Here is a 24,058-nt window from a genome sequence, read left to right as displayed (position 1 = left end):
CTCAGCCCTCCGTCTTTTCTGCGGTCTCAGCGGCCGGGGCCGCCGCCTCAGCCGTGTCGGTCTTCGCAGCGGCTGCGGCGCGGCCGGCCTCGGTCGAGGTCGGGGTCGTGCCCGACGCGCCGGAACGGCGCGGGCGGGACGGCCGGTCGCCACGGTCGCGGCGGGGGCCCGCTCGGCGGCCGCGGCGGCGTCGCGCGCCTCGCGGGCCTTCAGGCCGCCGACCAGCTCGCCCTTGTAGATCCACACCTTCACGCCGATGCGGCCGAACGTCGTCTTGGCCTCGAAGAAGCCGTAGTCGATGTCGGCGCGCAGCGTGTGCAGCGGGACCCGGCCGTCGCGGTAGTGCTCGGAGCGGGACATCTCGGCACCGCCGAGACGGCCGCCGCACTGCACACGGATGCCCTTGACCTGCGGCGAGCGCATGGAGGTCTGGATCGCCTTGCGCATCGCGCGGCGGAACGCCACGCGGTTGCTCAGCTGCTCCGCGACACCCTGGGCGACCAGCTGCGCGTCGGCCTCGGGGTTCTTCACCTCGAGGATGTTCAGCTGGACCTGCTTCTTGGTCAGCTTCTCCAGCGCGCCGCGGATCCGGTCGGCCTCCGCGCCGCGGCGGCCGATGACGATGCCCGGCCGGGCGGTGTGGATGTCGACGCGGACGCGGTCACGGGTGCGCTCGATCTCGACCTTGGAGATGCCGGCGCGCTCCATGCCGGTGGAGAGCAGCTTGCGGATCTTGACGTCCTCGGCCACGTACTCCGCGTACTGCTTGTCGGCGTACCAGCGCGACTTCCAGTCAGTGGTGATACCCAGGCGGAAGCCGTGCGGGTTGATCTTCTGGCCCACTACCGGCCACCTGCCTTCTTGTTGCTCTTCTTCTCCGCAGGCCGCGACTCGACCACCACGGTGATGTGGCTGGTGCGCTTGCGGATCCGGTACGCACGGCCCTGGGCACGCGGACGGATGCGCTTGAGGGTCGGGCCCTCGTCGGCGGTCGCGGACTTGATCCAGAGCGTCTCCGGGTCCAGCTGGAGGTTGTTCTCGGCGTTGGCCGCCGCGCTGGCGATGACCTTCGCGAGCGGCGTGCTGGCCGCCTGCGGCGCGAACCGGAGGACGGCCAAGGCCTCGCTGACGCTACGACCCTTGACGAGCTCGATCACCCGGCGCACCTTCATCGGCGAGTCCCGGACGAAACGAGCCCGCGCGACGGCCGAGGGCAGCTCTTCGGCTGCGGCCGTGGCGTTTGACTGGGCGTTCATCTGCTTCCCTTAACTTTCTCTGGCCCGCTCAGCGGCGGCGCGACTTGCGGTCGTCCTTGATGTGGCCCTTGAAGGTCCGCGTCGGGGCGAACTCGCCCAGCTTGTGACCCACCATCGCCTCGGTGACGAACACCGGGACGTGCTTGCGGCCGTCGTGCACCGCGATCGTGTGCCCCAGGAAGTCCGGGATGATCGTGGAGCGCCGCGACCAGGTCTTGATCACGGTCTTCTTGCCCGATTCGTTGAGAGCGTCCACCTTCTTGAGCAGGTGGTCGTCCACGAACGGGCCCTTCTTAAGGCTGCGTGGCATGTGCTTCTACCTCCCTGCTCAGCGCTTCTTGCCGGTGCGCCGGCGGCGGACGATCAATTTGTCGGACGGCTTGCTCTTGCGAGTGCGGCCTTCGGGCTTGCCGTTCGGGTTCACCGGGTGGCGACCACCGGACGTCTTGCCCTCACCACCGCCGTGCGGGTGGTCGACCGGGTTCATCACGACACCGCGGACGGTCGGGCGCTTGCCGCGCCAGCGGTTGCGGCCCGCCTTGCCCCAGTTGATGTTGGAGTGCTCGGCGTTGCCGACCTCGCCGACGGTCGCGCGGTTGCGCACGTCCACGTTGCGGATCTCGCCCGAGGGGAGACGCAGCTGGGCGTAAGGACCGTCCTTGGCGACGAGCTGCACGCGGGCGCCGGCGGACCGGGCCATCTTCGCGCCGCCGCCGGGGCGGAGTTCGATCGCGTGGATCACGGTGCCGACCGGGATGTTGCGCAGCGGCAGGTTGTTGCCCGGCTTGATGTCGGCGCGGGGGCCGTTCTCAACCGTGTCGCCCTGCTTCAGCTTCTCCGGCGCGATGATGTAGCGCTTCTCGCCGTCGGCGTAGTGCAGCAGCGCGATGCGCGCGGTGCGGTTGGGGTCGTACTCGATGTGCGCGACCTTGGCCGGCACGCCGTCCTTGTCGTGGCGACGGAAGTCGATCACGCGGTAGGCGCGCTTGTGGCCACCGCCCTTGTGCCGGGTGGTGATCTTGCCCGACGCGTTGCGGCCGCCGGTCTTGCTCAGCGGACGCAGCAGCGACTTCTCCGGCGTGGACCGGGTGATCTCGGCGAAGTCCGAGACGCTCGAACCGCGACGACCCGGGGTCGTCGGCTTGTACTTGCGGATGCCCATTGTCAGCTCAGTCCTTTACGCGGTGGGTCCGCCGAAGATCTCGATCGCCTTGCTCTCAGGCGAAAGAGTCACGATGGCGCGCTTGGTGTCCTTGCGCTTGCCGAAGCCGGTACGAGTCCGCTTCCGCTTGCCCTGGCGGTTGGCCGTGTTGACGCTGACGACCTTCACGCCGAACACCTTCTCGACCGCGATCTTGATCTGGGTCTTGTTGGCGTCCGGACGGACGATGAACGTGTACTTGTGGTCCTCGAGCAGCCCGTAGGACTTCTCGGAGATCACCGGCGCGAGCAGGATGTCGCGGGGGTCCGGAATGGCGACCGAGCTCACTTCTCGTCACTCCCTTCCGAAACCTCGCTCGAACGCGCGAGGGCCTTGACGACCTTCCCGCGGACGGGACCTGCCACGAACGCGTCGTAGGCGGCCTTGGTGAACACGACGTCGTCGTTGACCAGGACGTCGTAGGTGTTGAGCTGGTCAGCCCAGATCAGGTGCACGTACGGCAGGTTCCGCGCGGACACCCAGGCGAGTTCCTCGTCGCGGTGCAGGACCACGAGAACGCGCTTGGCCTGGGTCGCGGCGGCGATCGCCGTCTTGGCGGACTTGGTCGACGGCTTCTCGCCGGTGACCAGTTCCGTCACGACGTGCAGCTGGCCGGCGCGCGCCCGGTCGGAGAGGGCGCCACGCAGAGCGGCGGCCTTCATCTTCTTCGGGGTGCGCTGGGTGTAGTCGCGCGGCGTGGGGCCGTGCACGACGCCACCGCCGGCGAACTGCGGCGCCCGGGTCGAACCCTGGCGGGCGCGACCGGTGCCCTTCTGCCGGTACGGCTTCTTGCCGCCACCGGAGACCTCACCGCGGGTCTTCGTGTCGTGCGTGCCCTGGCGCGCGGCGGCCAGCTGGCCCACCACGACCTGGTGCATCAGCGCGACGTTGGCCTGCACGTCGAAGATCTCCCCGGGGAGCTCGACGGTGCCGTCGGCTTTACCGGCCGGAGTCTTCAGCTCGACGTTCGTCATCGTCAGTTTCCACCCTTCGCGGCACTGCGCACGAACAGCAGGCCGCCCTTGGGACCGGGCACCGCGCCCTTGATCAGCAGCAGGCCGTCCTCGGCACGCACCGCGTGCACGGTCAGGCCCTGCGTGGTGACCCGGTCGCTACCCATCCGGCCCGCCATCCGCAGGCCCTTGAACACGCGGCCCGGCGTGGCGCAGCCGCCGATGGAACCCGGCTTGCGGTGCACGGCCTGCGCACCGTGGCTCGCGCCCTGGCCCTTGAAGCCGTGGCGCTTCATGACACCGGCGTAGCCCTTGCCCTTGCTGGTACCGGTCACGTCGACCGAAGTGCCGGCCTCGAACACCTCGGCGGTGATCTCCTGGCCGACCTCGTAGGTCTCGGCGTCGGTGGTGCGCAGCTCGGCGAGGTGCCGGCGCGGGGTCACGCCCGCCTTGTCGAAGTGGCCGGTGCGCGGCTTGTTCACCTTGCGCGGGTCGACCGCGCCGAACGCCAGCTGCACGGCCGCGTAGCCGTCTTTGTCAGTGGTCCGGACCTGGGTCACCACGTTCGGACCGGCCTTGACGACAGTGACCGGGACGACCCGGTTCTGCTCGTCGAAGACCTGGGTCATGCCGAGCTTGGTGCCCAGGATGCCCTTCATTTGCCTGTCAGACATGAGTTCTTATCTCCGCCGCTCGCCCAACGCTTACTGGATGTTGACGTCGACGCTCGCCGGGAGGTCGATGCGCATGAGCGCGTCCACCGTCTTCGGCGTCGGGTCGAGGATGTCGATCAGACGCTTGTGCGTGCGCATCTCGAAGTGCTCGCGCGAGTCCTTGTACTTGTGCGGCGAGCGGATGACGCAGTAAACGTTCTTCTCGGTAGGCAGCGGCACCGGCCCGACAACACGGGCGCCGGTGCGCGTGACCGTTTCCACGATCTTGCGCGCCGAGGTGTCGATCGCCTCGTGGTCGTAGGCCTTGAGCCGGATGCGGATCTTCTGTCCCGCCATGGTGGCTGCGTTCCTTGTCGTCTCGTGCCGCTTTGTCTCGTCAACCTGGGCCGGAACCCGGGTTTCAGCAGTTCAACGGCCCTGTCCCCGGTCCACGCGGTCGGGCGTGTCGCGCCCGCCGCACAGACGGATCCCTAAGGATCGTCGTCTTGCCTGGTCTTCCTCTACGTGAGGAGGCCGCGGGCCGACACGAAGTCGTCCCTACTGGCCTGTGCCCGCTAGCCTCACCCGAAGGAAGAGCTCCACGGACCGTGGCCACTCGTGCCAGGGCGGCCGGAACCCGAATGGATTCGGCCGCCCCAGGACGAGCAACCTAAATAGTGTCGCACACGTGAGTTGACGCCCTGAACTCGGGGGTGTATTGACCCGAATTCAGGGCGCCGACGTCACTTGTTGATCTTGGTAACCTGGCCCGCGCCGACGGTCCGGCCACCCTCGCGGATGGCGAAGCGCAGACCCTCGTCCATGGCGACCGGCTGGATCAGCACGACGCTGATGTCCGTGTTGTCGCCCGGCATGACCATCTCGGTGCCCTCGGGGAGGGTCACGACGCCGGTCACGTCCGTGGTGCGGAAGTAGAACTGCGGGCGGTAGTTGTTGAAGAACGGGGTGTGCCGGCCGCCCTCGTCCTTGGACAGGATGTAGACCCGGCCCTCGAACTCGGTGTGCGGGGTGGTGGTGCCCGGCTTCACGACGACCTGGCCGCGCTCGACGTCCTCGCGCTTGATGCCGCGCAGCAGGAGGCCGACGTTGTCGCCCGCCTGGCCCGAGTCGAGCAGCTTGCGGAACATCTCGACACCGGTGACGGTGGTCTTGGTCGACTTCTCGCGGATACCCACGATCTCGACCTCTTCGTTGACGTTGACCTGGCCGCGCTCCACGCGACCGGTCACGACGGTGCCGCGGCCGGTGATCGTGAAGACGTCCTCGATCGGCATCAGGAAGGGCTTCTCGAGCTCGCGCACCGGGTCCGGCACGTTGTCGTCGACGGCGTGCATCAGCTCGAGCACGGCGTCGGCCCACTTCTGGTCGCCCTCGAGGGCCTTGAGGCCGGAGACGCGCACGACCGGCGCGTCGTCGCCCGGGAACTCCTGCGAGGACAGCAGCTCGCGGACCTCCAGCTCGACCAGCTCGAGGATTTCCTCGTCGTCGACCATGTCGGCCTTGTTCAGCGCCACGACGATGTAGGGCACGCCGACCTGGCGGGCCAGCAGCACGTGCTCGCGGGTCTGCGGCATCGGGCCGTCGGTCGCCGCGACCACCAGGATCGCGCCGTCCATCTGCGCGGCACCGGTGATCATGTTCTTGATGTAGTCAGCGTGACCGGGGGCGTCCACGTGCGCGTAGTGACGCTTCTCGGTCTGGTACTCGACGTGCGAGATGTTGATCGTAATACCGCGCTGCTTCTCTTCCGGCGCGTTGTCGATCTGGTCGAACGCACGGGCCTCGTTCAGCTCCGGGTACGCGTCGTGCAGAACCTTGGTGATCGCCGCGGTCAGCGTGGTCTTGCCGTGGTCGACGTGACCGATGGTGCCGATGTTGACGTGCGGCTTGCTCCGCTCGAACTTCGCCTTCGCCACTGGAATGTCCTCCTGGACTGGATTTGCTTTGTGCTCGCGGGGCGACGTGGCTGCCGCCCCGCGAATGTTCCTTCGTCGTTGCTGCGGACGTTCAGGAGAGTCCCTTAATGCCCGCGAGCGGAGGGGATTACTCCCCGTCGCCTTCGCGATGATTTCCTTCGCGACGTTCGCGGGAACCTCGGCGTAGGAGTCGAACACCATGGAGTAGTTCGCCCGGCCCTGGGTACGGGACCGCAGATCGCCGACGTAGCCGAACATCTCCGACAGCGGGACCAGTGCCTTCACGACACGGGTACCGGCGCGCTCCTCCATGGCCTGGATCTGGCCACGGCGGGAGTTGAGGTCGCCGATCACGTCACCCATGTAGTCCTCGGGAGTCGTGACCTCGACGGCCATCATCGGCTCGAGGATGACCGGGCCTGCCTTCTTCGCGGCTTCCTTCATCGCCATGGAACCGGCGATCTTGAACGCCATTTCGGAAGAGTCGACCTCGTGGTACGCGCCATCCAACAAGGTGAACTTCAACCCGACGAGCGGGTAGCCGGCCAGGACGCCGTACTGCATCGCGTCCTGCGCGCCCGCGTCGACCGACGGGATGTACTCCCGCGGCACGCGGCCACCGGTCACCTTGTTGTCGAACTCGTAGAGAGCACCGTCGGTGCGCTCGAGCGGCTCCAGCTTCACGATGACCTTCGCGAACTGGCCGGAACCACCGGTCTGCTTCTTGTGGACGTAGTCGAGCTTGTCCACCGTCTTCTTGATGGTCTCGCGGTAGGCGACCTGCGGCTTGCCGATGTTCGCCTCGACCTTGTAGTCGGACTTCATCCGGTTGACCAGCACCTCGAGGTGCAGCTCGCCCATGCCCGCGATGATCGTCTGGCCGGTGTCCTCGTCCAGGTTGACCTGGAACGTGGGGTCTTCCTCGGCCAGCTTCTGGATCGCCAGGGAGAGCTTCTCCTGGTCGGCCTTCGTCTTCGGCTCGATGGCGACCTTGATGACCGGGTCCGGGAAGGTCATCGACTCGAGCACGACCGGGTTCTGCGCGTCGGCGAGGGTGTCACCGGTGGTGGTGTCCTTCAGGCCGATGACCGCGTAGATGTGGCCGGCCAGCGCCTCGTCGACCGGGTTCTCCTTGTTGGAGTGCATCTGGAAGATCTTCCCGATGCGCTCCTTGCGCTCCTTGGTCGCGTTGACGACCTGGGCGCCGGAGGCGACCTTGCCCGAGTAGACCCGGATGTAGGTCAGCTTGCCGAAGAACGGGTGCGCGGCGATCTTGAACGCGAGCGCGGAGAACGGCTCCTCGGTCGTCGCGTGCCGGGTGACCGGGGTCTCGCCGTCGGGCAGCAGACCCTCGACCGGCGGCACGTCCAGCGGCGACGGCAGGTAGTCGATGACCGCGTCCAGCATCGGCTGCACGCCCTTGTTCTTGAACGCGGAGCCGGCGAGCACCGGGAACGCCTCGCGGGTGACGACCAGCTTGCGGATGCCGCCCTTGATCTCGTCCTTGGTCAGCTCCTCGCCCTCGAGGAACTTCTCCATCAGCGCGTCGTCGGTCTCGGCGACGGCCTCGATCAGCTTCTCGCGGTACTCGGCGGCGCGGTCGGCCAGCTCGGCCGGGATGTCCTCGACGGAGTAGTCGTCGCCCTTCTGCACCTCGCCGCGCCAGACCAGGGCCTTCATCCGGACCAGGTCGATGACGCCCTCGAACTCGTTCTCCGCGCCGATCGGCAGCTGGATGGCCAGCGGCCGGACGCCGAGACGGTCCGAGATGGTCTGCAGGGTGTAGTAGAAGTCCGCGCCCAGCTTGTCCATCTTGTTGACGAAGCAGATGCGGGGGACGTCGTACTTGTCCGCCTGCCGCCAGACCTGCTCGGACTGCGGCTCGACGCCTTCCTTGCCGTCGAAGACGGCGACCGCGCCGTCGAGCACCCGCAGGTTGCGCTCCACCTCGACGGTGAAGTCGACGTGCCCGGGGGTGTCGATCAGGTTGATCTGGTAGTCGTTCCAGAAGGTGGTGGTCGCAGCCGAGGTGATGGTGATACCCCGCTTCTGCTCCTCCTCCATCCAGTCCATCGTGGCGGCGCCGTCGTGGACTTCGCCGAGCTTGTAGTTGATCCCGGTGTAGAACAGGATCCGCTCGGTGGTGGTGGTCTTACCGGCGTCGATGTGCGCCATGATGCCGATGTTGCGGACCTTGTTGAGGTCGGTCAGCACTTCACGTGCCACGAGAATGTTCCCCTGTCTCGAACGTGGGGCCCGGCATGGCTTCTATCGGCAGCCGGGCGGTCATCACCAGCGGTAGTGCGCGAAGGCCTTGTTGGACTCGGCCATCTTGTGCGTGTCTTCGCGGCGCTTGACGCTGGCGCCAAGGCCGTTGCTCGCGTCCAGCAGCTCGTTCTGCAGGCGCTCGATCATCGTCTTCTCGCGGCGCTGCTGCGAGAAGGAGACCAGCCAGCGCAGCGCCAGCGTGGTGGAGCGGCCGGGCTTGACCTCGATCGGCACCTGGTAGGTGGCGCCACCGACGCGGCGGCTCTTCACCTCGATGGTGGGCTTCACGTTGTCGAGCGCGCGCTTCAGCGTGACGACCGGGTCGGTGCCGGTCTTCTCGCGAGCGCCTTCCAGCGCGCCGTACACGATGCGCTCGGCGAGGGACCGCTTGCCGTCCTTCAGCACCTTGTTCACCAGCTGGGTGACCAGCGGGGAGGCGTAGACGGGGTCGGAGATCAGCGGCCGCTTCGGCGCCGGACCCTTGCGAGGCATTAGCTCTTCTCCTTCTTCGCGCCGTACCGGCTGCGCGCCTGCTTCCGGTTCTTCACACCCTGGGTGTCGAGCGAACCGCGGATGATCTTGTACCGAACACCCGGCAGGTCCTTCACACGACCGCCGCGCACGAGCACCATCGAGTGCTCCTGGAGGTTGTGACCCTCACCGGGGATGTATGCGGTGACCTCGATGCCGCTGGTCAGCTTCACACGAGCAACCTTGCGCAGGGCCGAGTTCGGCTTCTTCGGGGTCGTGGTGTACACGCGGGTGCACACGCCACGACGCTGCGGGCTCCCCTTGAGGGCCGCGGTCTTCTGCTTGGCAGCCTTGTCCTGGCGGCCCTTGCGGACCAGCTGCTGGATCGTGGGCAATGGACCAGCTTCCTGTCGTGATCTTGCTTCTTCGTGTCTTCACCGGTCCCCGCGGTCGGGCGTGTCGGCCCGCGTCACGGTCTCGCGACCGGTAACTTCCCGGAGGGATTTTCCGTCGGAACCCCACGTGGCGAGGCTGGTGAACCGGGTGCAAAAGCACCCCGCTCATGCCCAACGGCACGCGGAGCGGCCCGACGCCTGCCGGGCACGGTCTCCAAAGATACCCGTCCACTCGCGGAGCGGTCCGGGCGGGGGGTCGCTACGGTCGCCGACCGGTCATCGTAACCCCAGATCGGGGCCTTGGGACGGCGCCGCGCGGGACTTCCCGAGATGCAGAACGCCGGGCTTCGGGACGCTATTCCCGGCGAGGTTCCCGCGGTCAGCGCGCATTCGGTTCGCATGCCGGGACGAACTGGCCACTGAGTGGACCGGCACCGGGCGTCCTTCGCCGGGAGATCCGGCGAGGCGCGGGGGCGGCGTTAAGAACGCGAGAGAATTTCTTCGGCGGCAACGGGAAGGGCCGCCGGGTGTTCCACAATGGACCACGTCCCGGGGTGACGATCACCTCATCGGGACGAAGCAGCGAAGCCCGGCCCGGCGGTGCGCGCCCGCCGGGCCGGGCCGCGGCTCAGTCCTCGTCCGGCTTCGCGTGGTCGGGCTTGCCCGGATTGGGGTCGCGCGACAGATCGATCAGCGGGTGCACTCCAGCCCCCTCCGGCGCGGCATGGCTGCCGCCGGTCTTCTTGTCCCCCGGCTGGTCGACGTTCTCGCTGCCGTCCATGTCGCCTCCTCGTTCGGTTCCCCTGCCGTTCTGCACGGTACCTGCCGGGGAATTCGGTGGACGGGCTCCCCAAGATGAGGGACGTGGACTGGAAAATCACCGAAATCCCGGCCGAACACCCCGACGCGACGGCGATCCTGCGCGAGTACATGGACGAGCTGGCGTCGCGGTATTACGGCCGTCCGGCCACGCCCGCCGAGGTGGACGAGGCGCTGGGCGACGAGCCGAGCGCCGGCCTGGCCGCGCCGACCGGCGCGTTCCTGATGGCCCATCGCGACGGGAAGCCAGCCGGCTGTGTCGGGGTCCGGCTGGTGGAGCCGGGCCTGAGCGTGCTGACGAAGGTGTACGTGCGCCCGGAGCATCGCGGGCACGGCGGCGGCAAACTGATCGTCGCGGCGGCCGAAGAGGCGGCGAAGCGGCTGGGCGCGTCCCGGATGCGGCTCGACACCCGGGACGACCTGGTCGAGGCCCGCGCGCTGTACGCGTCAATGGGCTACGCGGAGGTCGAGGCGTTCAACGACGACCGGTACGCCGAGCACTGGTTCTCCAAGGACCTCAGCTGAGCCGTCCCGCGCAGCTGGCGACCTCTCCGTCGGCAGCCTTCGCGGACCGCGCGAGGACGCCGTTCACCGACACCCGGCATTCGACCGGGCCGCTCGACTGGCCCATCAGCTGCACGGTCGGCGCGACGGCGGTCTTCGGCCAGGTCAGGGTCTTGCGCCAGGGCAGCGGTACGGACAGTTCCTGATGCACCAGGCCGAGGCCGTTGTCGTCGTAAACCACGGTGGCGGTCCCCGAGCCGGCGAGTTCGTAGGTGATCTGCCAGCTGGACGGGACGGGCGCGGCCGGCGCGGTCGAGGTCGTCGGGGCCAGCGTGCGGGTCACGGTGCGGTCCGGGGCACGCTGCGGCACGGAGGTCGCCGGAGCGGCCACGGCGGCCGGAGCGGGTGCGGGATCGTCGCCGGTGCCGAGGATCACTACCACCGCGGCGACGGCGGCTACGGCGATGCCCGCGATCGCGAGCCGGCCGATCAGCTGTCTGTCCATGTTTCTTCTTTCCGGGGGCCGCCGGTGGTTCCCCGGGGACGAGGGGGAACCACCGGCGGAGTCGGATCAGCCGGGGAGGATCCGGCCGGGGACGCCGTTCAGCGACTGGATCAGGCCCAGCACGGGGACGCCCAGCGGCGCGAACGTCCAGATGTTGTTCAGGTTCGACGTGTCGGGCTCGTCGACGACGGTGACCCCGGGCTGCTCCTGCGTGGCGGCCAGCGCGGGCGCGGCGGCGCCGAGCACGGCGGCTCCGGCGAGCGCGGTGGCGGCGACGGCTCGGACGACAGTCTTCTTCACGGGTTTCTCCTTCTGTACTCAGGAAACGGCGGTGATGGCGTTGAACACCGGCGCGAGGAGCTGGGCCGGGGCCTGGGCGGTCGGGCCGAGGAGGCTGCCCGCGTCGAGGCCGGGGACGACCCAGACCGACGGGCCGCCGCCGGTCGGCGCTCCCGGGAGGCCGGGCAGGCCCGGGGTGGGCAGATTCGGCACGGAAGGCAGCGAGGGCAGACCGCCGGTCGGCAAGGACGGCAAGCCGCCAGCCGGGAGAGACGGCAAGCCGCCGGTCGGGAGCGAGGGCAAACCAGCGGCGGGCTGACCGGCGGCGGACGGGCCGGGGGTGGCGGCGCTGGCCGCTCCCCCGGCGAATCCGGCGAAGGCCCCGGCCGCGGCGAGCGGCAGCAGGATCCGGGCGGCAATGCGTTTCATCAGGGGTTTCCTTTCTTCGGGGAACTGTGGTCAGCGGAGCGCGCCGCTGATCGGGACGATGGTTCCGTCGGGGATCCACTGCCCGGCGTAGTCGCGCGCGGCCTGCATGCCGGGCGCGTGCGGTTCGTTCGGGTACATCGGCATCGCGTTGACCTGCGCGGCCGCGAACAGCTGCACCTCGCCGTTCACCGCCGTCCACTGTGGACCGAGCCAGGTGCGGAAACCGCCCAGCGACGGGCTTTCCCCGCCGAAGCTGTTGCCGACGGTCACCGCGTAGCTCACCGCGAGCTGGTCGCGCGGGTCGAAGCGCAGCGGCATGGCCGCGCTCGCGACGGTGTTGACGATGGGTCCGTTGAGCAGCCACGGCGCGAGGTACAGGCCGAACTGGTGGGTTGGTTTGAGCCGCTGCGATTCGGCGGCGCGGCTCATCGCGAGGTACCCGTCGCTCCAGCCGGAGACGACCACCAACGCGGTGTCTGCGGCCGCGTCCGGGCGCACCGGCAGACCGACGCGGGCGGCGGTTTCGCGGACGAGCTGCGCGGCCTGCACGCCACGCGGCGACTTGTCCTCCACCAGCGTGATCGCCGACGGTTTCCGCGACGCGAGGAACTCGACCAGCTTCACCAGCGACCCGCGGTCCTCCGGCGATAACGCGTCCGACGGGCAACTGGTGAGCACGTCGCGTTTCTGCGCCACGAGACCGCCGAGCGCGGCTTCCGCGCATTCCGGCGCGTCGGCGTCCGAAACCGCGGGGCCTGCTTCGATGCCCGCGTCGACGTCGACCGTGGTGGTCGCGTCGCCCTTGCGCACCACGAGAGTGCTGCGTCCCGGCGGCAGCTCGACCTCGGCCCAGCTGCCTTCCGCACCAGCCCGCGCCGCCGCGGTGGTCACGATCCCGCCCTCGACGCCCGCGGACAGATCCGTGCCAGCGCTCGCCGGGAAGTGCACGAGGTTGCGCCCTGGCCGATGCGGGCTGACCAGCACCGGCACGGTCGCGCCGCCGACTGTCGCGTCCGCCAGCACCGGCACCCCGGGCACGGGCAACGGCGCGGGCTGCGGCACCGCGGCAAGCGCACTCCACGCGACGAAGCCGAGCGCGACCCCGGCGACGCCGTAGCGGTAGCCACGGATAGAAGCGTTGCGAGACAACAGGATTGCCGACACCACGGTGACCGCTGCTGGCAGCAGGACCACCACGATCAGCGAGATGCCGAAGAGCGTTTCGTACAGCCGTCGGTCGAAGGCGACCCCGGAGACGCCGAGCTGCACGAGGCCCGCGAGCGTCAACAGACCGGCGAGGCTGACCGATAGCGGACCGACGCGCAACGGCGTCGACCGCCACTCCTCCACCGGCACCCACGCCGACAGCAGCGTCACGCCGAACCACAGCGCGGCCGCGGCGACGTACACGGTGTCGATGGCGAAGGAGATCCCCGTACCGTCGACCGAGGTTTCCAGCACCACGAGCACGACCAGCGCGAGCGAAGCCCAACGGCCTGCCGAAGGCCACCGCAGCAGCACCGGCACCGCCAGCGCGAGCACGACGTGGACGATCAGTGCGACGAGGTTGACGTCGACCGTCGCCGCCGACACCGCGGCCAGCACCGCCGATCCGACGCCCAGCACACCGGTGGTGACCCACAGCTTGCGCGGCAGCGGACCGACCAGCGGACGCAGAATCCCGGTACCGGCAAGGAATGCCGTCGCCAGCAGCAGTATCAGCCGGAGCACGAGCGCGGCACTGTCCACACCGGACGATCCGGTGGCGGCCGGGGTGACGTGGTGATCCATGGAGACCTTCCCGGAGAGGATCCCGGCGCGCGGACGGCCGCCCGCGCGCCGGGAGGGAGTTACTTCACGTGCTGGTCGGCGACCACGAACAGCTCGGAGTGCGGCTTGGCGTTGCCGAAGTCCCCGTGCGGCCACGACTTGCGGTTGAAGTTGATGCCGACCTGCCCGGTGAACTCGTCCCGGAAGTTCGGATCGACCGCGACCTTCCCGTCCGGCGACAGGTTCAGCAGGTTGACCTTGTGGTCACCGTCCAAACCGGACCGGGCGACGAAGTAGTTCGACACCGCGATGTGCTGCGGCTGCTCGGTTTCGTGGTAGAAACCGTCCTGGCCGAGCGCGAAGTTGTCGTACGCGCCCCAGTGCGGGCCGGCCCCGGGAACGCCGGGGTTGATCGGCGCGGAGCCGACGACGGTCGGCAGGTCTCCCCCGCCGCCCTGCTGCGCCTTCTCCTTGGTGTCGATGCGGCCCTTGATGTTCTCGACCTTGTCGCCCGCGGCGACCAGCTTCTGGATGTCGAGCACATACACGCCGCCGGTGGTGCCGGGGTCGTCCGGGCCGAGCGCGCCCTTCTGCCTGCCCTGCACCGCGTGGTAGAGGAACCGGTCGTCCGGGCTGGTCTGCAGCCAGCCGCCGTTGGAGCTGGCTCCGTTCGAGTCGTTCTGCGAGTAGATCGGCTTGCCCGCGGTCCCGTCGTCGAACACCTCGATCCAGTGCGGATCCTTCGCCGTGATGTCCGGCGTGTAGAAGATCGCGCCGCCCTGCATCGTCTCGGCGAACGCGCCCTTGTGGCCGGGCTTGTTCGTCACCGTGGTCTCCATGACCGCGCGGCTTTCCGAGTGCAGCGGGTCCGCCGGGTTCGCCCGCGGACCGTCCTGCAGGTAGGACACCGCCTTCAGCTTCGGGTGGTTGCGGTCGGAGATGTCCCAGGTGCGGATCGTCGGCCGCCGCAGGTACGGCGACGGCTGCTTCACCGGGTCGAGAATGATGTTGCGCGGTTCGGCATAGTCACTGGTGACGAGGGTGTTGAGGTCCTCGCGTGCCTGGATGCCGTGCGGGTTCGCGCAGGACGGTTTGCCCAGCTGTGGCAGGTTGTCGCACAGCTTCGCGTTGTCGCCCTGCGGGGTCGCCGCCGGACTCTGCGACAGCACCTGCGCGTTCTTGTCGAAGCGCACGACTTCACCGGGGCTGCCGGCGAAGCCGTTGCCGATCTGCGTGGAGCCGTCCTGGTACGCGTACGGGCCGGGCACGACCGGACCGCCCATGTACGTGCCGTACGCGGTGCCGTCCTTCAGCACCCAGTACGCGTCGGGCACGGAACCGCCGAGCGTCTGCGTCGGCAGGCTGATGCCCTTGAGTTTCAACTGGGGCAACGCACTGACGTCGAACGCGTACGTCGCCGCAGCGAACAACGCACCGGCGTAGATCGTGTCGCCCTTGTGCCACACGTACTGCATGTGGTGCGGCTCGTTCTCGACGAGCGGCCCGACGGTCGCGGTGTTCACCACCTTGCCGTACGTCGGCGAGCCCTGCGTCGCGTCGATCACCGCGAGGAAATCGGGGCCGGGCAAGGCATTCTTGATTTTGCCGAGGCCGCCACCGAGCGAACCGGGCAGGTTTTTGACGTCCTTCACCGCGGTGTCGGCGATGTTCTCGTCGCCGGCCCAGACCAGCAGCCATTTCTTCGGCGTGCCGTCGGCCGAACGCGCCTGCGCGGCAAGGTCTTTGCCGACCAGGTGGTTCTGCACCCAGTACTGCTTGCCGTCGGACGCGGTCTTGGCGTCGGTGACCACTTGGACGTCGGCGTAGGCGCTGGACCCGGTGTAAGTCACCGCGCCGACCGCGAGCGCGGCCGCACCGGCGACGGTCAGCACTTTCCGCCATCGGGGCGGGGCGCCCGAGGAGGAGCTGAATCGCATTGTGTCTCCCTGTTCGTGTTCCCGTGAAGCGCCCGCGAAGGCACTTCTTTCCCCGTTTCGAGGGCAGCCTGAAACCCGGCCGCAACGAGGAAAGCGTTCATCCGCCCGGGCATCCGAAACCCGTTGCGGGGAAAGAGAAATCAGCCAGCCGAGAGCGGCCGGGAGAAAAGTCAGGAATTCCTACACAGCGCGCTGGCCTGCTGCCGCAGATCAACGTGCAGGCGCCACACCAGGGCAACCGGAAAGGACATGCGCGAAATACTCTGGCGAACCGCACGCACTGTCAATGCGGTGATCAATCGTGAGAACATCGACCGAAGGGGTGAATATCCCACAAACTGGGCCGACTTGCCGCACCCCTCGCCCCGCACCCGGCCCGAGCGGCGGCGCTGACCTGCGATGCTCCGTTCGGCCCAAAGTATGTTCGGCGCTTCGGCGTCCAGGACGGGGCTGTTCGCCCGTTATGTTCGTTATCTTTTCGTGACCAAATCCCGGGAACTCCCCGCTCTTCGCCGCCGACAGGGCCGCGACCCGAGGGCGTGAACCGGGCATAATCCGCTCAATGGCAGACCCGTTCCCCTGGTACATCGCTGTCGGCTACCTCGCCGGGTTCGTCCTGCTGTGGATAGCGGGCCGGGTCGAGGGCGGCGGCACCGCCACCTCGGCGCTCAGCAACATCGCGACCGGTCTGGTGTTCTTCGGCACGACGATGGCTTGGTTCAAGGTCAGCATGGACATCCGCGCCCCGCTGGCGGTGTGGATCGCGCTGCCGGTGGTGTTCGTCGCCTTCGTGCTCTGGCAGTCCGCCCAGCAACGCGCCCGGCTGCGCCGCCTGGGCGCCGCCGGCGAAGCAACGTTCGGGGTCCTTCCCCACGGCGGCCGCACCGTCGCGTTCGACCGGCAGGACAGCTTGTCGCTGCGCCGAGTGGTCGAACTCGAGCACCAGGGACATCGGCTGCTCGGCGTCGAGTACCCGCTCACCGAGCGCGGTTCCGCGGCCGACCGGGTCGCTGATCGCATCGGCGGCATTTACACCCTGACCGAACTCCGGATCCCGGAGAGCCCGGCGTTTCGGATCACCCCGCGCACCGGGGCGTTCGAGCCGGACCACCCCACCCCGTTCGAGGACGCCCGGATCACCCGGATACAGGTCGGCACCCCGAAAACCCCAGCGGAGCTGGAAAAGGTCGCGGTGGACCCGGAGTTTGACCGGCGGTTCGAGGTCACCGCCGAGGATCCGGAGTTCGCCGCCCGGGTCCTCACCCCGCAAGTCCGCGAACTGATCCTGAACGACCTGTGGTTCCGGGTCCACGAGGTCGTGTTCGACGACGACGCCCTGTGGACCGCGGAAGCGGACGGGCTGAACGAAGACCGGCTGCTCGGCAATGCCCGGCACCTCGCGATCTTCGCCGCCGCCGTGGCACCGCGCCTCTGGCCCGGCACCGAGTTCGCCCGGGTGACCGCTCGCGCCGAAACTGGCTACGACCTGTGGTTCGGCCAGCGCCAGGGATTCGTGCGGGCCCATGTGAACCGCTACCGCGAAGCGATGGACCGCCAACCGCTCTCGCCGACGACGGTGCTCACGCGGTCCCTGCTCGCCGGGGCCATGGTGGTGCTCGGCCTCCTGCCGATCATCAACGGCGTGGCCGCGGCAACCGGTCTCGCCACCGAGGTTCAACTCACCGTCACCGACTCCACTCCGGGCGACCACGGCCGCTCCTGCGGCGGACTCAACCGCACCCAGATCTGTGACAGCCAGTCGCCAGCGGTCCGCGGGACTTACCAGGACGGCGGCCAGACTCACGAGGTCGTCACCACCTGGCACATCGGCCAGTTGCCCGAACGAGGCGACGTCGTCCCCGTGCGCATCGGCCCGATCTGGTGGAGCACGGTTTTCCAGAACAACGACGCCGTCGCGTCGACCATTCTCGTCGCGTTGCTTCCGGTCGCGGTCGGGCTGCTGTTCTTCAAAATGATCTTCCGGCCGCGGGCCCCGAGGCGGGTCCGCGTCCTGCGCCGGTTCCAGGAATCCCGCCAGGTCGGGTCCCGGCCTTAGCGAGCCGGATTGCTGACCTGCGGTGATCACTCACCCCGGATTCCGTGCTCTTGAAGCACGAAGGCGACAGAAGCGGCATAATCCCCCGCATCAGCGAGGTGCAGGGAAGGTGTGACCGCCGTGTCCGAAGAGATGGACCGACTCGTCGCGGAGTTCGAGAAGTTCCAGACGAAGCTCAAGCAGGCCGAAGCGCAGTTCGCGAAGGTCGGCGACATGCAGGAGGAACTGAACGCGCTCGAAGCGCAGGTGATGTCGCCGGACCGGTCGGTCACGGTGATCGCGGGCCCGAGCGGTTCGGTCAAGGACCTCCGGCTGTCCCCGGACGCGCTCCGCCAGCAGCCGGACCAGCTGGCGTCCACGATCCTCGCGACCCTGCACCAGGCGGTCGCCGAATCCGCGCGCAAGCAGGCCGGGATCGTCGACGAGCACGTGGGCACGGCCTTCGGGCTGAACGTGTCCGACCAGGTTCTCGAAGCCCAAGCGGCGGGCATGGGAACCACCGTGGAGGAATTGGAGTCGAACCTGCCGGAGGCACAGCCGCAGCGGCCGGCGGCGCCGGTTCGCGACGAGGAGGACTTCGCGAACAACAACCTGCTGCGCGCCGAGCAGCAGCCGGCCCAGGCTCCCCCGCCGCCGCCTTCCGCTTCGGCGGGCGACCAGTTCCTCAAGAACTTGTTCAACGACGAGGAGGACCACCGATGACCCACAGCGTGGTAACCACGGCCATCACGAAGTACTCCACCGGGCTCGACCACTACAAGAGCGAGGCCGGCAAGTTCGGCAACCTCGTGGGCCAGGCCGACGTCGGCGACAAATCGTGGGGCCTGATCGGGCTGGTCGCCAAGCAGACCTACACGAGCAAGCTCGACGAGCTGAAGCAGCTGCTCGAAGCGATGAAGAGCGGCGTCGAGGTGTTTCAGGACAAGCTCGGCAAGGCCGCGGAGATCTACGACGGGCACGAAAAGGACACCGTCATGACCTTCGGCAAGTTCGACGCGAAGATCGACGGACCGCTCTGAGCAAGGGGAACTCATGGGACAGGACAGCGTCGCCGACGGCGTAAAAATCAAGCACGAAGACGGGTTCGGCCACGACGCGCTCGAAGCGGCCAAGAAGACGCCGTTCGTGGGCAAGGGCGTCAACACGATCTCCGGCGCCATCGAGAACTACGGCGACGCCAAGAGCTTCGGCGACTTCGCCTCGGCCAGCGGCCAGCTGGTGCAGGACGGCGCCGGCTTCGTCGCGGGCGCGGCGGTGGACCTGGCGAGCTTCGCGCTCGACCCGGTCGGCTGGCTGGTCAGCAACGGCCTCAACATGCTGATCGAACTGATCCAGCCGCTGCAGGACGCCCTGCACTTCGTCACCGGCGACGGTCCTGCTCTGAAGGAAGCCTCCGGCAACTTCGTCGAGATCGGCAAGGGCTTCGTCACCCTGGCGGACAACTTCGTCAAGGAAGGCGACGAGGCGCTCAAGGACTGGCAGGGCGAGGGCGGCGACGCTGCCAAGAAGGCCCTGGCGCAGTTCTCCGAGGGCATCAAGGGCATCGGCTCCAGCGCGGGCGCGGTGGCCGAGACCCTGCAGATGTGGTCGATGGTCATGACCGTCATCGAGGAGGTCGTCAAGGCCCTGATCTCGGAGCTGGTCAGCTGGCTCATCTACCTCTGGCTGCCCGCACTCGCCGCCTCCGTCGTCAGCCTCGGCTCGTCGGTCGCGGCCGCGATGACCGCGTCGGTCGCCCGGGTGGCCAGCACGGTCAGCCGGGTCACGAGCCACCTCGGCAAACTCGGCCAGCTGATCGAGAAGTTCCTGACGTTCCTCGCCAAGTGGGCCGACGAGATGATCAAGCAGGGCTCGAAGCTCACCCCGTCCGGAGCCCGCATCACCCCCGGCACGGAAAAGGCACTCGCCGGCGCGGTCGCCAACGCCACCGGGACGAAGGGCAGCGCCTTCGGCACCGCGGCGGTCGACGCGCTGAAGAACGCCCCGGGCGAGGCGGTCAAGCAGGTCATCGGCGTGAACCCGTCCGACCTGAGCAAGGGCTCGTCCTACGTCGGCAAGGGCGCTTTCGACTTCGTCGACAAGACGATCAGCAATACCCGCGACATCACCAAATCCCAGGGCGCGAGCGACGAGGCCGGGGAGCATTCCGCTAAGGACACCAAGGAAAACCTGGACATGTAAGGAAGAACGGACGGCTCTAAGCGAGGGGGCTCGTGGGACAGGACAGCGTCGCCGACGGCGTGAAGATCAAGCACGAGGACGGGTTCGGGCACAACGTCCAAGAAACGATCAAAAAGACGCCGTTCGTCGGCAAGGGCTACAGCACGATCTCGGGTGCCGTCGAGAACTTCGGCGAGGCCAAGGACGTCGGGGACGTCGCCGCGGCCAGCGGGCAACTGCTGCAGGAGGGTGCCGGTTTCGTCGCCGGAGCGGCCGCGGACGCGGTGAGTTTCGCGCTCGACCCGGTCGGCTGGCTGGTCAGCAACGGCCTCAACATGCTGATCGAACTCATCCAACCACTGCAGGACGCCCTGCACTTCGTCACCGGCGACGGTCCCGCCCTCAAGGAAGCCTCCGGCAACTTCGTCGAAATCGGCAAGGGCTTCGTCACCCTCGCCGACAACTTCGTCAAGCAGGGTGACGAGGCCCTCAAGGACTGGCAGGGCGAAGGCGGCGAGGCCGCGAAGAAGGCCCTGGCACAGTTCTCCGAAGGCATCAAGGGCATCGGCTCCAGCGCCGGCAAGGTCGCCGAGACCCTGCAGATGTGGTCGATGGTCATGACCGTCATCGAAGAGGTCGTCAAAGCGATCATCTCCGAGCTGGTCAGCTGGCTCATCTACCTCTGGCTGCCCGCACTCGCCGCCTCCGTCGTCAGCCTCGGCTCCTCGGTCGCCGCCGCGATGACCGCGTCCGTCGCCAAGGTCGCCAGCGTAGTCAGCAAGGTCACCAAGCACCTCGGCAAACTCGGCAAACTGCTCGACAAGTTCATCGCGTTCCTCGGCAAGTGGACCGACGACATGATCAAGCAGGGCTCGAAGCTCACCCCGGGCGGCACGATGCTCAAGCCTGGCGAGCAGAAGGCGATCACCGGCATCCTCGGCAAGTCCGAAAGTTTCGGCACCAAGCTGAAAGCGACCGGCGAGGAAGCTCTCGGCGTGCTCAAGAACGCGCCGGGCGAGGCGTTCAAGCAGACGTTCGGACTGAACCCGGCTGACCTGAAGAAAGGCTCGGCGTACGTGGGCAAGGGCCTGTACGACGCCGCCGACAAGACGAGCAGCAATTCCCGCGATGTCCACAAGTCGGAACAAGCCACCGACAAGGCAGGACCTCATTCCGCGGAAGAAACCCGTGAAAACCTCGACCTGTAAGGTCGCCGCATGGCCGCCGAACTGATCGTCCCTGGCTATCTTTTCGGCGGCTACGCACTGGCCCTCGTTCTGCTCTGGATCGCCTCCTGGGCAGAGCGAAGGAGCGCGATCACCGCGGCGGTTTTCCACGCGCTCTGCGGAATCACCGTCTCTCTCACCACGCTTTACTGGTTCTCCGCCAGCACATCCGTACCCGCGCCGGTCTGGTACGGCGTGCCGCTGGTCGCCGCCGCGTTGCTCGCTTGGCGAGGCTGGCACCAGCAGCGCTGGGGCAACCGGGTCGACGCGAGTGCCGAGCCCAGCTTCGGTTTCCTGCCCCACCATGGGCTCGCCGTTCCGCGTGATCATCCCGATCCCTGGCCGCGCCGGGCCACCGTCGAGTTCTCCCAGCACGGGCACCGGCTGCTCGGCATCGAGTATTCGACCGAATCTCCTTACCGGGACGAGAATTTCCGCCGGAAATCGAAGCTGGCCGAGGAGCTGGGCTCGATCTGTTCGGTCGTGGAGCTGCGCATCCCGAACGTGCCCGCGCTGACCGTCTCGCCGAAGACCAAAGCCTTCGCCCCGGACCATTTCACTCCGCTGGAAGACATGCGGATCACCCGCAACCAGTTCAGCTGGCTGCGTCCGGACACCACCCTGCACGAATTCGAGACCGACCCCGAATTCGACCGCCGGTTCTCCGTCTACACCTCGGATCCGGAATTCGCCAGGGAGATGCTGACCGGCGAGGTCCGCGAACTCCTTCTCACCGACCGGTGGTTCCGGGTGCACCAGGTCGCCTTCCGCGAGGACGCGGTCTGGGCCACCGATACCGGCGGGCTGACCGAAGACCGGATGTTCGACAACTCCCGCAAGCTCGCGATGCTCGCCGCAGCCGTCCCCGCGGCGGTCTGGGATAAGTGGGCGAACGACCGGCACTTCCACTCGGTCGCGACCAACGCGGACACCCGCTACGACGCCTGGCTCGGCAACCGCGGCGGGTTCATCCGCACCCCGCTAAACCGCAGGCGCGACGCCCGGGACCGGCAGCCGGTCACCTCGATTTCGCTGACCGCGCGGACGCTCATCGCGCTCGCCCTCATCACCGTCGGCGCGGCACCCGCGGGCAACTCGATTGCCGCGCTGACGAGGCTGGCTCCGCAGGTGCAGGCGACAGTTTCCGCCGTCAACGAAGGCGGCACCCGCCACTGCGTGACCACTAGCGGAGGCATGTCCTGCACCGCAGACCGCGCCACGGTGACCGGGAGCTACGAGCAGGACGGCAGCGCCCGCGAAATCACCGCTGACTGGTCGCGGAACGATCTCCCGGCGCGCGGCACCGTCGTCGAGATCGCGGTCGGCCCGTTCTGGGGGCATCCGGGGTACCAGGTCGGCTCGGCGTACGCGGCCGTCGATCTGCTTGGCGCGCTGATCTGGGTTCTTCCGGGGCTTTTCTTGATCAAGCGCACGTACTTGCCCAGCACTCCCCGCCGGGTTCGGAAGAGGCGCGAAACCCAGGCCTGAACCTCAGAGCCGGTGTCCGCAGTCCGCGCAGAACACCGCGCCAGCCTTGGATTCCTTGCCGCACTCTCCACAATGGACAGTCGGGGCCAGTGAACTCCCGCAGCCCGTGCAGAACTTCCCGCCGTCCACCTTCAGCCCGCAGTCCGGGCAGGTGAGTTTCGTGCGGGTGCCCAGATCCAGGTCCTTGGTCCAGTTCTTCTCGCGGGCCTCGTCCCAGATCTGGTCCCGCTGCGCCGCCGCCTGTGCGCGGGACATCTCCTCGGCCACGCTCGGCGAACACCGCAGGCACTGGCCGATTTCCTCGTTCCAGCACTGATCCGCGCACATCCAGTCGCTACAGCCGCGGCACTGCCGGAAACGCGGGGTGATCTCCTCGACGGCCGCGGTCAGCGCGCGGTCCTTCGCTGACGAGTTCGTCGCGCGGTCGTACTTCCACTGGTCCGCGGAACTGCTCAGCTGCTGCAGCGTCCCGCCGAAAAACGAGCCCACCGCGCGCAACATGCTGCGCCCGGTCTCCATCGCGTCCCGCTGGAACGCCGAGCGGTACCCGTTCCCGCAGCGCTCGCAACGGAACTCGAACTGGTAGCCCTGTGCGTTGGAGAGATCCGAGAAGTTGTCCGTGAACGGCACGACATCAGCCACGCGCGCGAACTTAAGCCAGCGAGAACCGGCGCACGACCGTACAAGTGCCGTCTCCGGACCCGCTACGCACGGCAACCGTGATCAGGGGCCGCGCGGCGGGACTTTCGCAGTTTTGCGTGTTTAGTCGGATACCGTCCGTAAAATGCTGGTTAGGGGCATAACGGCAGGCCACCGAGCGCAGGGGAGAGACGGCATGTCCGACGAGTTCGACCGGCTGGTCGCGGAGTTCGATCGGTTCCAATCGAGGCTGCGGCGGGTGGACGACCAGTTCTCCGGCATCGCCCAGATGCAGGAGGAACTGGTCGCGCTCGAAGCGACCGCGACGTCGCCCGACCGGTCGGTCACCGTGGTCGCCGGTCCGGGCGGGTCGATCAAGGACATCCAGGTCACCGATGCCGCGCTGCGCCACGGCGGGGCGGAGTTGTCCGGGATGTTGATGGCGACCCTGCACCAGGCGGTCGCCGAGTCCGCGCGGCAGCAGGCCGTGCTGGTGGACCAGTACACGGGCAACTCGATGCAGCTCACCGAGCAGGTGCTGGAAACCCAGGCCGAATTGCTGGGCACCGACGTCGAGGAATTGCGTGCCGCGATGGAGCGGGGCGCGCCCGCGCCGCAGCGGAATGTCGAGGAAGAACAGCAAGAGGACTACTCCGAGCGGGAACTGCTGCCGACCCCGACGAGAAGACCCCTCCCCCGCCGCCACCGCCGTCCTCGGCCGGGTCCGCCGGGGACGACTTCCTGAAGAACCTGTTCGACGACGAGGACCACCGCTGATGGCCGGCTACCAGGTGCAGACGGCGAAGCTCTACGACTACTCCCGACAGCTGGCGGGCAACAAGACCTCGGTCGCCGGGGTCAAGGGCAAGGTCGCGCAGGCCGACGTCGGCGACGAGTCCTGGGGCGTCGTCGGCATCTTCGTCAAGAGCAAGTACACGAGCATGGTCGGCGACCTGAAAGACCTGCTGACCGCGATGGAAACCGGTCTGCAGTCCGCCTCCGACAAGATCAACCGCGCGGGCCAGTTCTACGACCAGACCGAAGACGATCACTGCCGCAGCTGGAAAGACGTCATGGGCCAGCTCGACAACCTCGGCGGCGGACGGAAGTAG

25 protein-coding genes and 3 pseudogenes are annotated in these 24,058 nt (G+C 68.0%); 9 read left to right on the top strand and 19 right to left on the bottom strand.

Features of this window, described 5'->3' with window-relative positions:
- Window position 1: 1 nt before the first annotated feature.
- The 13 genes and pseudogenes from rpsC to RPX00_RS17115 all read right to left on the bottom strand — a co-directional run bounded on the left by rpsC (window position 2) and on the right by RPX00_RS17115 (window position 9,915).
- Window positions 2–843 (bottom strand): annotated as a pseudogene (gene rpsC, locus RPX00_RS17175) (30S ribosomal protein S3).
- Window positions 843–1,256 carry a 50S ribosomal protein L22 gene (rplV, locus tag RPX00_RS17170; protein WP_037360236.1) on the bottom strand — a complete coding sequence of 138 codons (414 nt, stop codon included), beginning with the start codon at window positions 1,254–1,256 and terminating at the stop codon, window positions 843–845. The pseudogene rpsC and the gene rplV overlap by 1 nt, the downstream one beginning before the upstream one ends.
- Window positions 1,257–1,284: 28 nt before the next feature.
- Window positions 1,285–1,566 (bottom strand): 30S ribosomal protein S19, encoded by a 282-nt coding sequence (rpsS, locus tag RPX00_RS17165; protein WP_003102083.1) that lies wholly within the window; start codon window positions 1,564–1,566, stop codon window positions 1,285–1,287.
- Window positions 1,567–1,584: 18 nt separating this feature from the next.
- Window positions 1,585–2,418: a 50S ribosomal protein L2 gene (gene rplB, locus RPX00_RS17160; RefSeq protein ID WP_406640557.1), complete on the bottom strand. Its 834-nt coding sequence runs from the start codon at window positions 2,416–2,418 to the stop codon at window positions 1,585–1,587.
- A gap of 15 nt (window positions 2,419–2,433) precedes the next feature.
- Window positions 2,434–2,745 (bottom strand): 50S ribosomal protein L23, encoded by a 312-nt coding sequence (gene rplW, locus RPX00_RS17155; RefSeq protein WP_009072304.1) that lies wholly within the window; start codon window positions 2,743–2,745, stop codon window positions 2,434–2,436.
- On the bottom strand, window positions 2,742–3,431 hold the full coding sequence (rplD, locus tag RPX00_RS17150) for a 50S ribosomal protein L4 (RefSeq protein WP_406640555.1): 690 nt from the start codon (window positions 3,429–3,431) through the stop codon (window positions 2,742–2,744). Before rplD ends, rplW begins: the two co-directional genes overlap by 4 nt.
- A gap of 2 nt (window positions 3,432–3,433) precedes the next feature.
- Complete coding sequence (rplC, locus tag RPX00_RS17145; protein ID WP_037816269.1) at window positions 3,434–4,084, bottom strand: 50S ribosomal protein L3; 651 nt, start codon at window positions 4,082–4,084, stop codon at window positions 3,434–3,436.
- 30 nt (window positions 4,085–4,114) lie between these two features.
- Window positions 4,115–4,420 (bottom strand): 30S ribosomal protein S10, encoded by a 306-nt coding sequence (gene rpsJ / locus RPX00_RS17140; RefSeq protein WP_003102098.1) that lies wholly within the window; start codon window positions 4,418–4,420, stop codon window positions 4,115–4,117.
- A 386-nt stretch (window positions 4,421–4,806) separates the two neighbouring features.
- Entirely contained in the window at window positions 4,807–6,000 is a 1,194-nt protein-coding gene (gene tuf, locus RPX00_RS17135; RefSeq protein WP_037816270.1) for an elongation factor Tu, read from the bottom strand.
- Between the two features lie 132 nt (window positions 6,001–6,132).
- Window positions 6,133–8,226 (bottom strand): annotated as a pseudogene (gene fusA, locus RPX00_RS17130) (elongation factor G); the annotation flags it as partial.
- Between the two features lie 63 nt (window positions 8,227–8,289).
- Window positions 8,290–8,760, bottom strand: a complete 471-nt coding sequence (gene rpsG, locus RPX00_RS17125; RefSeq protein WP_009072291.1) for a 30S ribosomal protein S7 — start codon at window positions 8,758–8,760, stop codon at window positions 8,290–8,292.
- Window positions 8,760–9,134 (bottom strand): 30S ribosomal protein S12, encoded by a 375-nt coding sequence (gene rpsL, locus RPX00_RS17120; RefSeq protein WP_003102113.1) that lies wholly within the window; start codon window positions 9,132–9,134, stop codon window positions 8,760–8,762. The genes rpsG and rpsL overlap by 1 nt, the downstream gene beginning before the upstream one ends.
- A gap of 628 nt (window positions 9,135–9,762) precedes the next feature.
- Entirely contained in the window at window positions 9,763–9,915 is a 153-nt protein-coding gene (locus tag RPX00_RS17115) for a hypothetical protein (protein WP_101436018.1), read from the bottom strand.
- Window positions 9,916–9,989: 74 nt separating this feature from the next.
- Here RPX00_RS17115 and RPX00_RS17110 point away from each other — a divergent pair, with 74 nt between their 5' ends.
- A complete protein-coding gene (locus tag RPX00_RS17110; protein WP_406640552.1) occupies window positions 9,990–10,478 on the top strand; it encodes a GNAT family N-acetyltransferase in 489 nt (162 codons plus the stop codon).
- Here RPX00_RS17110 and RPX00_RS17105 read toward each other — a convergent pair.
- The 5 genes from RPX00_RS17105 to RPX00_RS17085 form a co-directional block, all read right to left on the bottom strand.
- Window positions 10,471–10,962, bottom strand: a complete 492-nt coding sequence (locus tag RPX00_RS17105; protein WP_406640550.1) for an MmpS family transport accessory protein — start codon at window positions 10,960–10,962, stop codon at window positions 10,471–10,473. The genes RPX00_RS17110 and RPX00_RS17105 overlap by 8 nt on opposite strands.
- Before the next feature lie 66 nt (window positions 10,963–11,028).
- Window positions 11,029–11,262: a hypothetical protein gene (locus tag RPX00_RS17100; RefSeq protein WP_406640548.1), complete on the bottom strand. Its 234-nt coding sequence runs from the start codon at window positions 11,260–11,262 to the stop codon at window positions 11,029–11,031.
- A gap of 18 nt (window positions 11,263–11,280) precedes the next feature.
- Complete coding sequence (locus tag RPX00_RS17095) at window positions 11,281–11,670, bottom strand: hypothetical protein (protein ID WP_406640546.1); 390 nt, start codon at window positions 11,668–11,670, stop codon at window positions 11,281–11,283.
- Window positions 11,671–11,700: 30 nt separating this feature from the next.
- Complete coding sequence (locus RPX00_RS17090) at window positions 11,701–13,461, bottom strand: hypothetical protein (RefSeq protein WP_406640544.1); 1,761 nt, start codon at window positions 13,459–13,461, stop codon at window positions 11,701–11,703.
- A gap of 59 nt (window positions 13,462–13,520) precedes the next feature.
- Window positions 13,521–15,377 (bottom strand): hypothetical protein, encoded by a 1,857-nt coding sequence (locus tag RPX00_RS17085; RefSeq protein WP_406640542.1) that lies wholly within the window; start codon window positions 15,375–15,377, stop codon window positions 13,521–13,523.
- Window positions 15,378–15,939: 562 nt separating this feature from the next.
- Between RPX00_RS17085 and RPX00_RS17080 the strand changes: the two genes are divergently transcribed.
- The 6 genes from RPX00_RS17080 to RPX00_RS17055 all read left to right on the top strand — a co-directional run bounded on the left by RPX00_RS17080 (window position 15,940) and on the right by RPX00_RS17055 (window position 22,307).
- Window positions 15,940–17,433 (top strand): hypothetical protein, encoded by a 1,494-nt coding sequence (locus tag RPX00_RS17080; RefSeq protein WP_406640540.1) that lies wholly within the window; start codon window positions 15,940–15,942, stop codon window positions 17,431–17,433.
- Between the two features lie 120 nt (window positions 17,434–17,553).
- Window positions 17,554–18,135, top strand: a complete 582-nt coding sequence (locus tag RPX00_RS17075) for a YbaB/EbfC family nucleoid-associated protein (protein WP_406640538.1) — start codon at window positions 17,554–17,556, stop codon at window positions 18,133–18,135.
- Complete coding sequence (locus tag RPX00_RS17070; RefSeq protein ID WP_406640536.1) at window positions 18,132–18,452, top strand: hypothetical protein; 321 nt, start codon at window positions 18,132–18,134, stop codon at window positions 18,450–18,452. Before RPX00_RS17075 ends, RPX00_RS17070 begins: the two co-directional genes overlap by 4 nt.
- A 13-nt stretch (window positions 18,453–18,465) precedes the next feature.
- Window positions 18,466–19,614 carry a hypothetical protein gene (locus tag RPX00_RS17065; RefSeq protein WP_406640534.1) on the top strand — a complete coding sequence of 383 codons (1,149 nt, stop codon included), beginning with the start codon at window positions 18,466–18,468 and terminating at the stop codon, window positions 19,612–19,614.
- A 32-nt stretch (window positions 19,615–19,646) separates the two neighbouring features.
- Window positions 19,647–20,801, top strand: a complete 1,155-nt coding sequence (locus RPX00_RS17060; protein ID WP_406640532.1) for a hypothetical protein — start codon at window positions 19,647–19,649, stop codon at window positions 20,799–20,801.
- Window positions 20,802–20,810: 9 nt separating this feature from the next.
- A complete protein-coding gene (locus RPX00_RS17055) occupies window positions 20,811–22,307 on the top strand; it encodes a hypothetical protein (protein ID WP_406640530.1) in 1,497 nt (498 codons plus the stop codon).
- Between the two features lie 3 nt (window positions 22,308–22,310).
- Here the strand turns inward: RPX00_RS17055 and RPX00_RS17050 are convergent, their stop codons facing one another.
- Window positions 22,311–22,949: a double zinc ribbon domain-containing protein gene (locus RPX00_RS17050; protein WP_406640528.1), complete on the bottom strand. Its 639-nt coding sequence runs from the start codon at window positions 22,947–22,949 to the stop codon at window positions 22,311–22,313.
- A gap of 193 nt (window positions 22,950–23,142) precedes the next feature.
- Between RPX00_RS17050 and RPX00_RS17045 the strand changes: the two are divergent.
- Together RPX00_RS17045 and RPX00_RS17040 are read left to right on the top strand one after the other, a co-directional pair.
- A pseudogene (locus tag RPX00_RS17045) lies at window positions 23,143–23,723 on the top strand (YbaB/EbfC family nucleoid-associated protein).
- Window positions 23,723–24,058 carry a hypothetical protein gene (locus tag RPX00_RS17040; protein ID WP_406640527.1) on the top strand — a complete coding sequence of 112 codons (336 nt, stop codon included), beginning with the start codon at window positions 23,723–23,725 and terminating at the stop codon, window positions 24,056–24,058. The pseudogene RPX00_RS17045 and the gene RPX00_RS17040 overlap by 1 nt, the downstream one beginning before the upstream one ends.

It is taken from the genome of Amycolatopsis sp. WGS_07, assembly GCF_045278895.1.
GTDB lineage: Bacteria > Actinomycetota > Actinomycetes > Mycobacteriales > Pseudonocardiaceae > Amycolatopsis.
Note: the sequence above shows the minus strand (reverse complement) of the source record. Positions and strands in the feature narration are given on the sequence as shown.

Coding starts and splice junctions, on each gene's coding strand:
- RPX00_RS17055 (WP_406640530.1), top strand. CDS start 20,811: ATGGCCGCCGAACTGATCGTCCCTGGCTATCTTTTCGGCGGCTACGCA.
- RPX00_RS17085 (WP_406640542.1), bottom strand. CDS start 15,377: ATGCGATTCAGCTCCTCCTCGGGCGCCCCGCCCCGATGGCGGAAAGTG.
- RPX00_RS17080 (WP_406640540.1), top strand. CDS start 15,940: ATGGCAGACCCGTTCCCCTGGTACATCGCTGTCGGCTACCTCGCCGGG.
- rplD (WP_406640555.1), bottom strand. CDS start 3,431: ATGACGAACGTCGAGCTGAAGACTCCGGCCGGTAAAGCCGACGGCACC.
- RPX00_RS17115 (WP_101436018.1), bottom strand. CDS start 9,915: ATGGACGGCAGCGAGAACGTCGACCAGCCGGGGGACAAGAAGACCGGC.
- RPX00_RS17105 (WP_406640550.1), bottom strand. CDS start 10,962: ATGGACAGACAGCTGATCGGCCGGCTCGCGATCGCGGGCATCGCCGTA.
- RPX00_RS17110 (WP_406640552.1), top strand. CDS start 9,990: ATGAGGGACGTGGACTGGAAAATCACCGAAATCCCGGCCGAACACCCC.
- rpsS (WP_003102083.1), bottom strand. CDS start 1,566: ATGCCACGCAGCCTTAAGAAGGGCCCGTTCGTGGACGACCACCTGCTC.
- RPX00_RS17090 (WP_406640544.1), bottom strand. CDS start 13,461: ATGGATCACCACGTCACCCCGGCCGCCACCGGATCGTCCGGTGTGGAC.
- rpsG (WP_009072291.1), bottom strand. CDS start 8,760: ATGCCTCGCAAGGGTCCGGCGCCGAAGCGGCCGCTGATCTCCGACCCC.
- rplB (WP_406640557.1), bottom strand. CDS start 2,418: ATGGGCATCCGCAAGTACAAGCCGACGACCCCGGGTCGTCGCGGTTCG.
- RPX00_RS17070 (WP_406640536.1), top strand. CDS start 18,132: ATGACCCACAGCGTGGTAACCACGGCCATCACGAAGTACTCCACCGGG.
- RPX00_RS17065 (WP_406640534.1), top strand. CDS start 18,466: ATGGGACAGGACAGCGTCGCCGACGGCGTAAAAATCAAGCACGAAGAC.
- RPX00_RS17095 (WP_406640546.1), bottom strand. CDS start 11,670: ATGAAACGCATTGCCGCCCGGATCCTGCTGCCGCTCGCCGCGGCCGGG.
- rplC (WP_037816269.1), bottom strand. CDS start 4,084: ATGTCTGACAGGCAAATGAAGGGCATCCTGGGCACCAAGCTCGGCATG.
- rplV (WP_037360236.1), bottom strand. CDS start 1,256: ATGAACGCCCAGTCAAACGCCACGGCCGCAGCCGAAGAGCTGCCCTCG.
- rpsJ (WP_003102098.1), bottom strand. CDS start 4,420: ATGGCGGGACAGAAGATCCGCATCCGGCTCAAGGCCTACGACCACGAG.
- RPX00_RS17040 (WP_406640527.1), top strand. CDS start 23,723: ATGGCCGGCTACCAGGTGCAGACGGCGAAGCTCTACGACTACTCCCGA.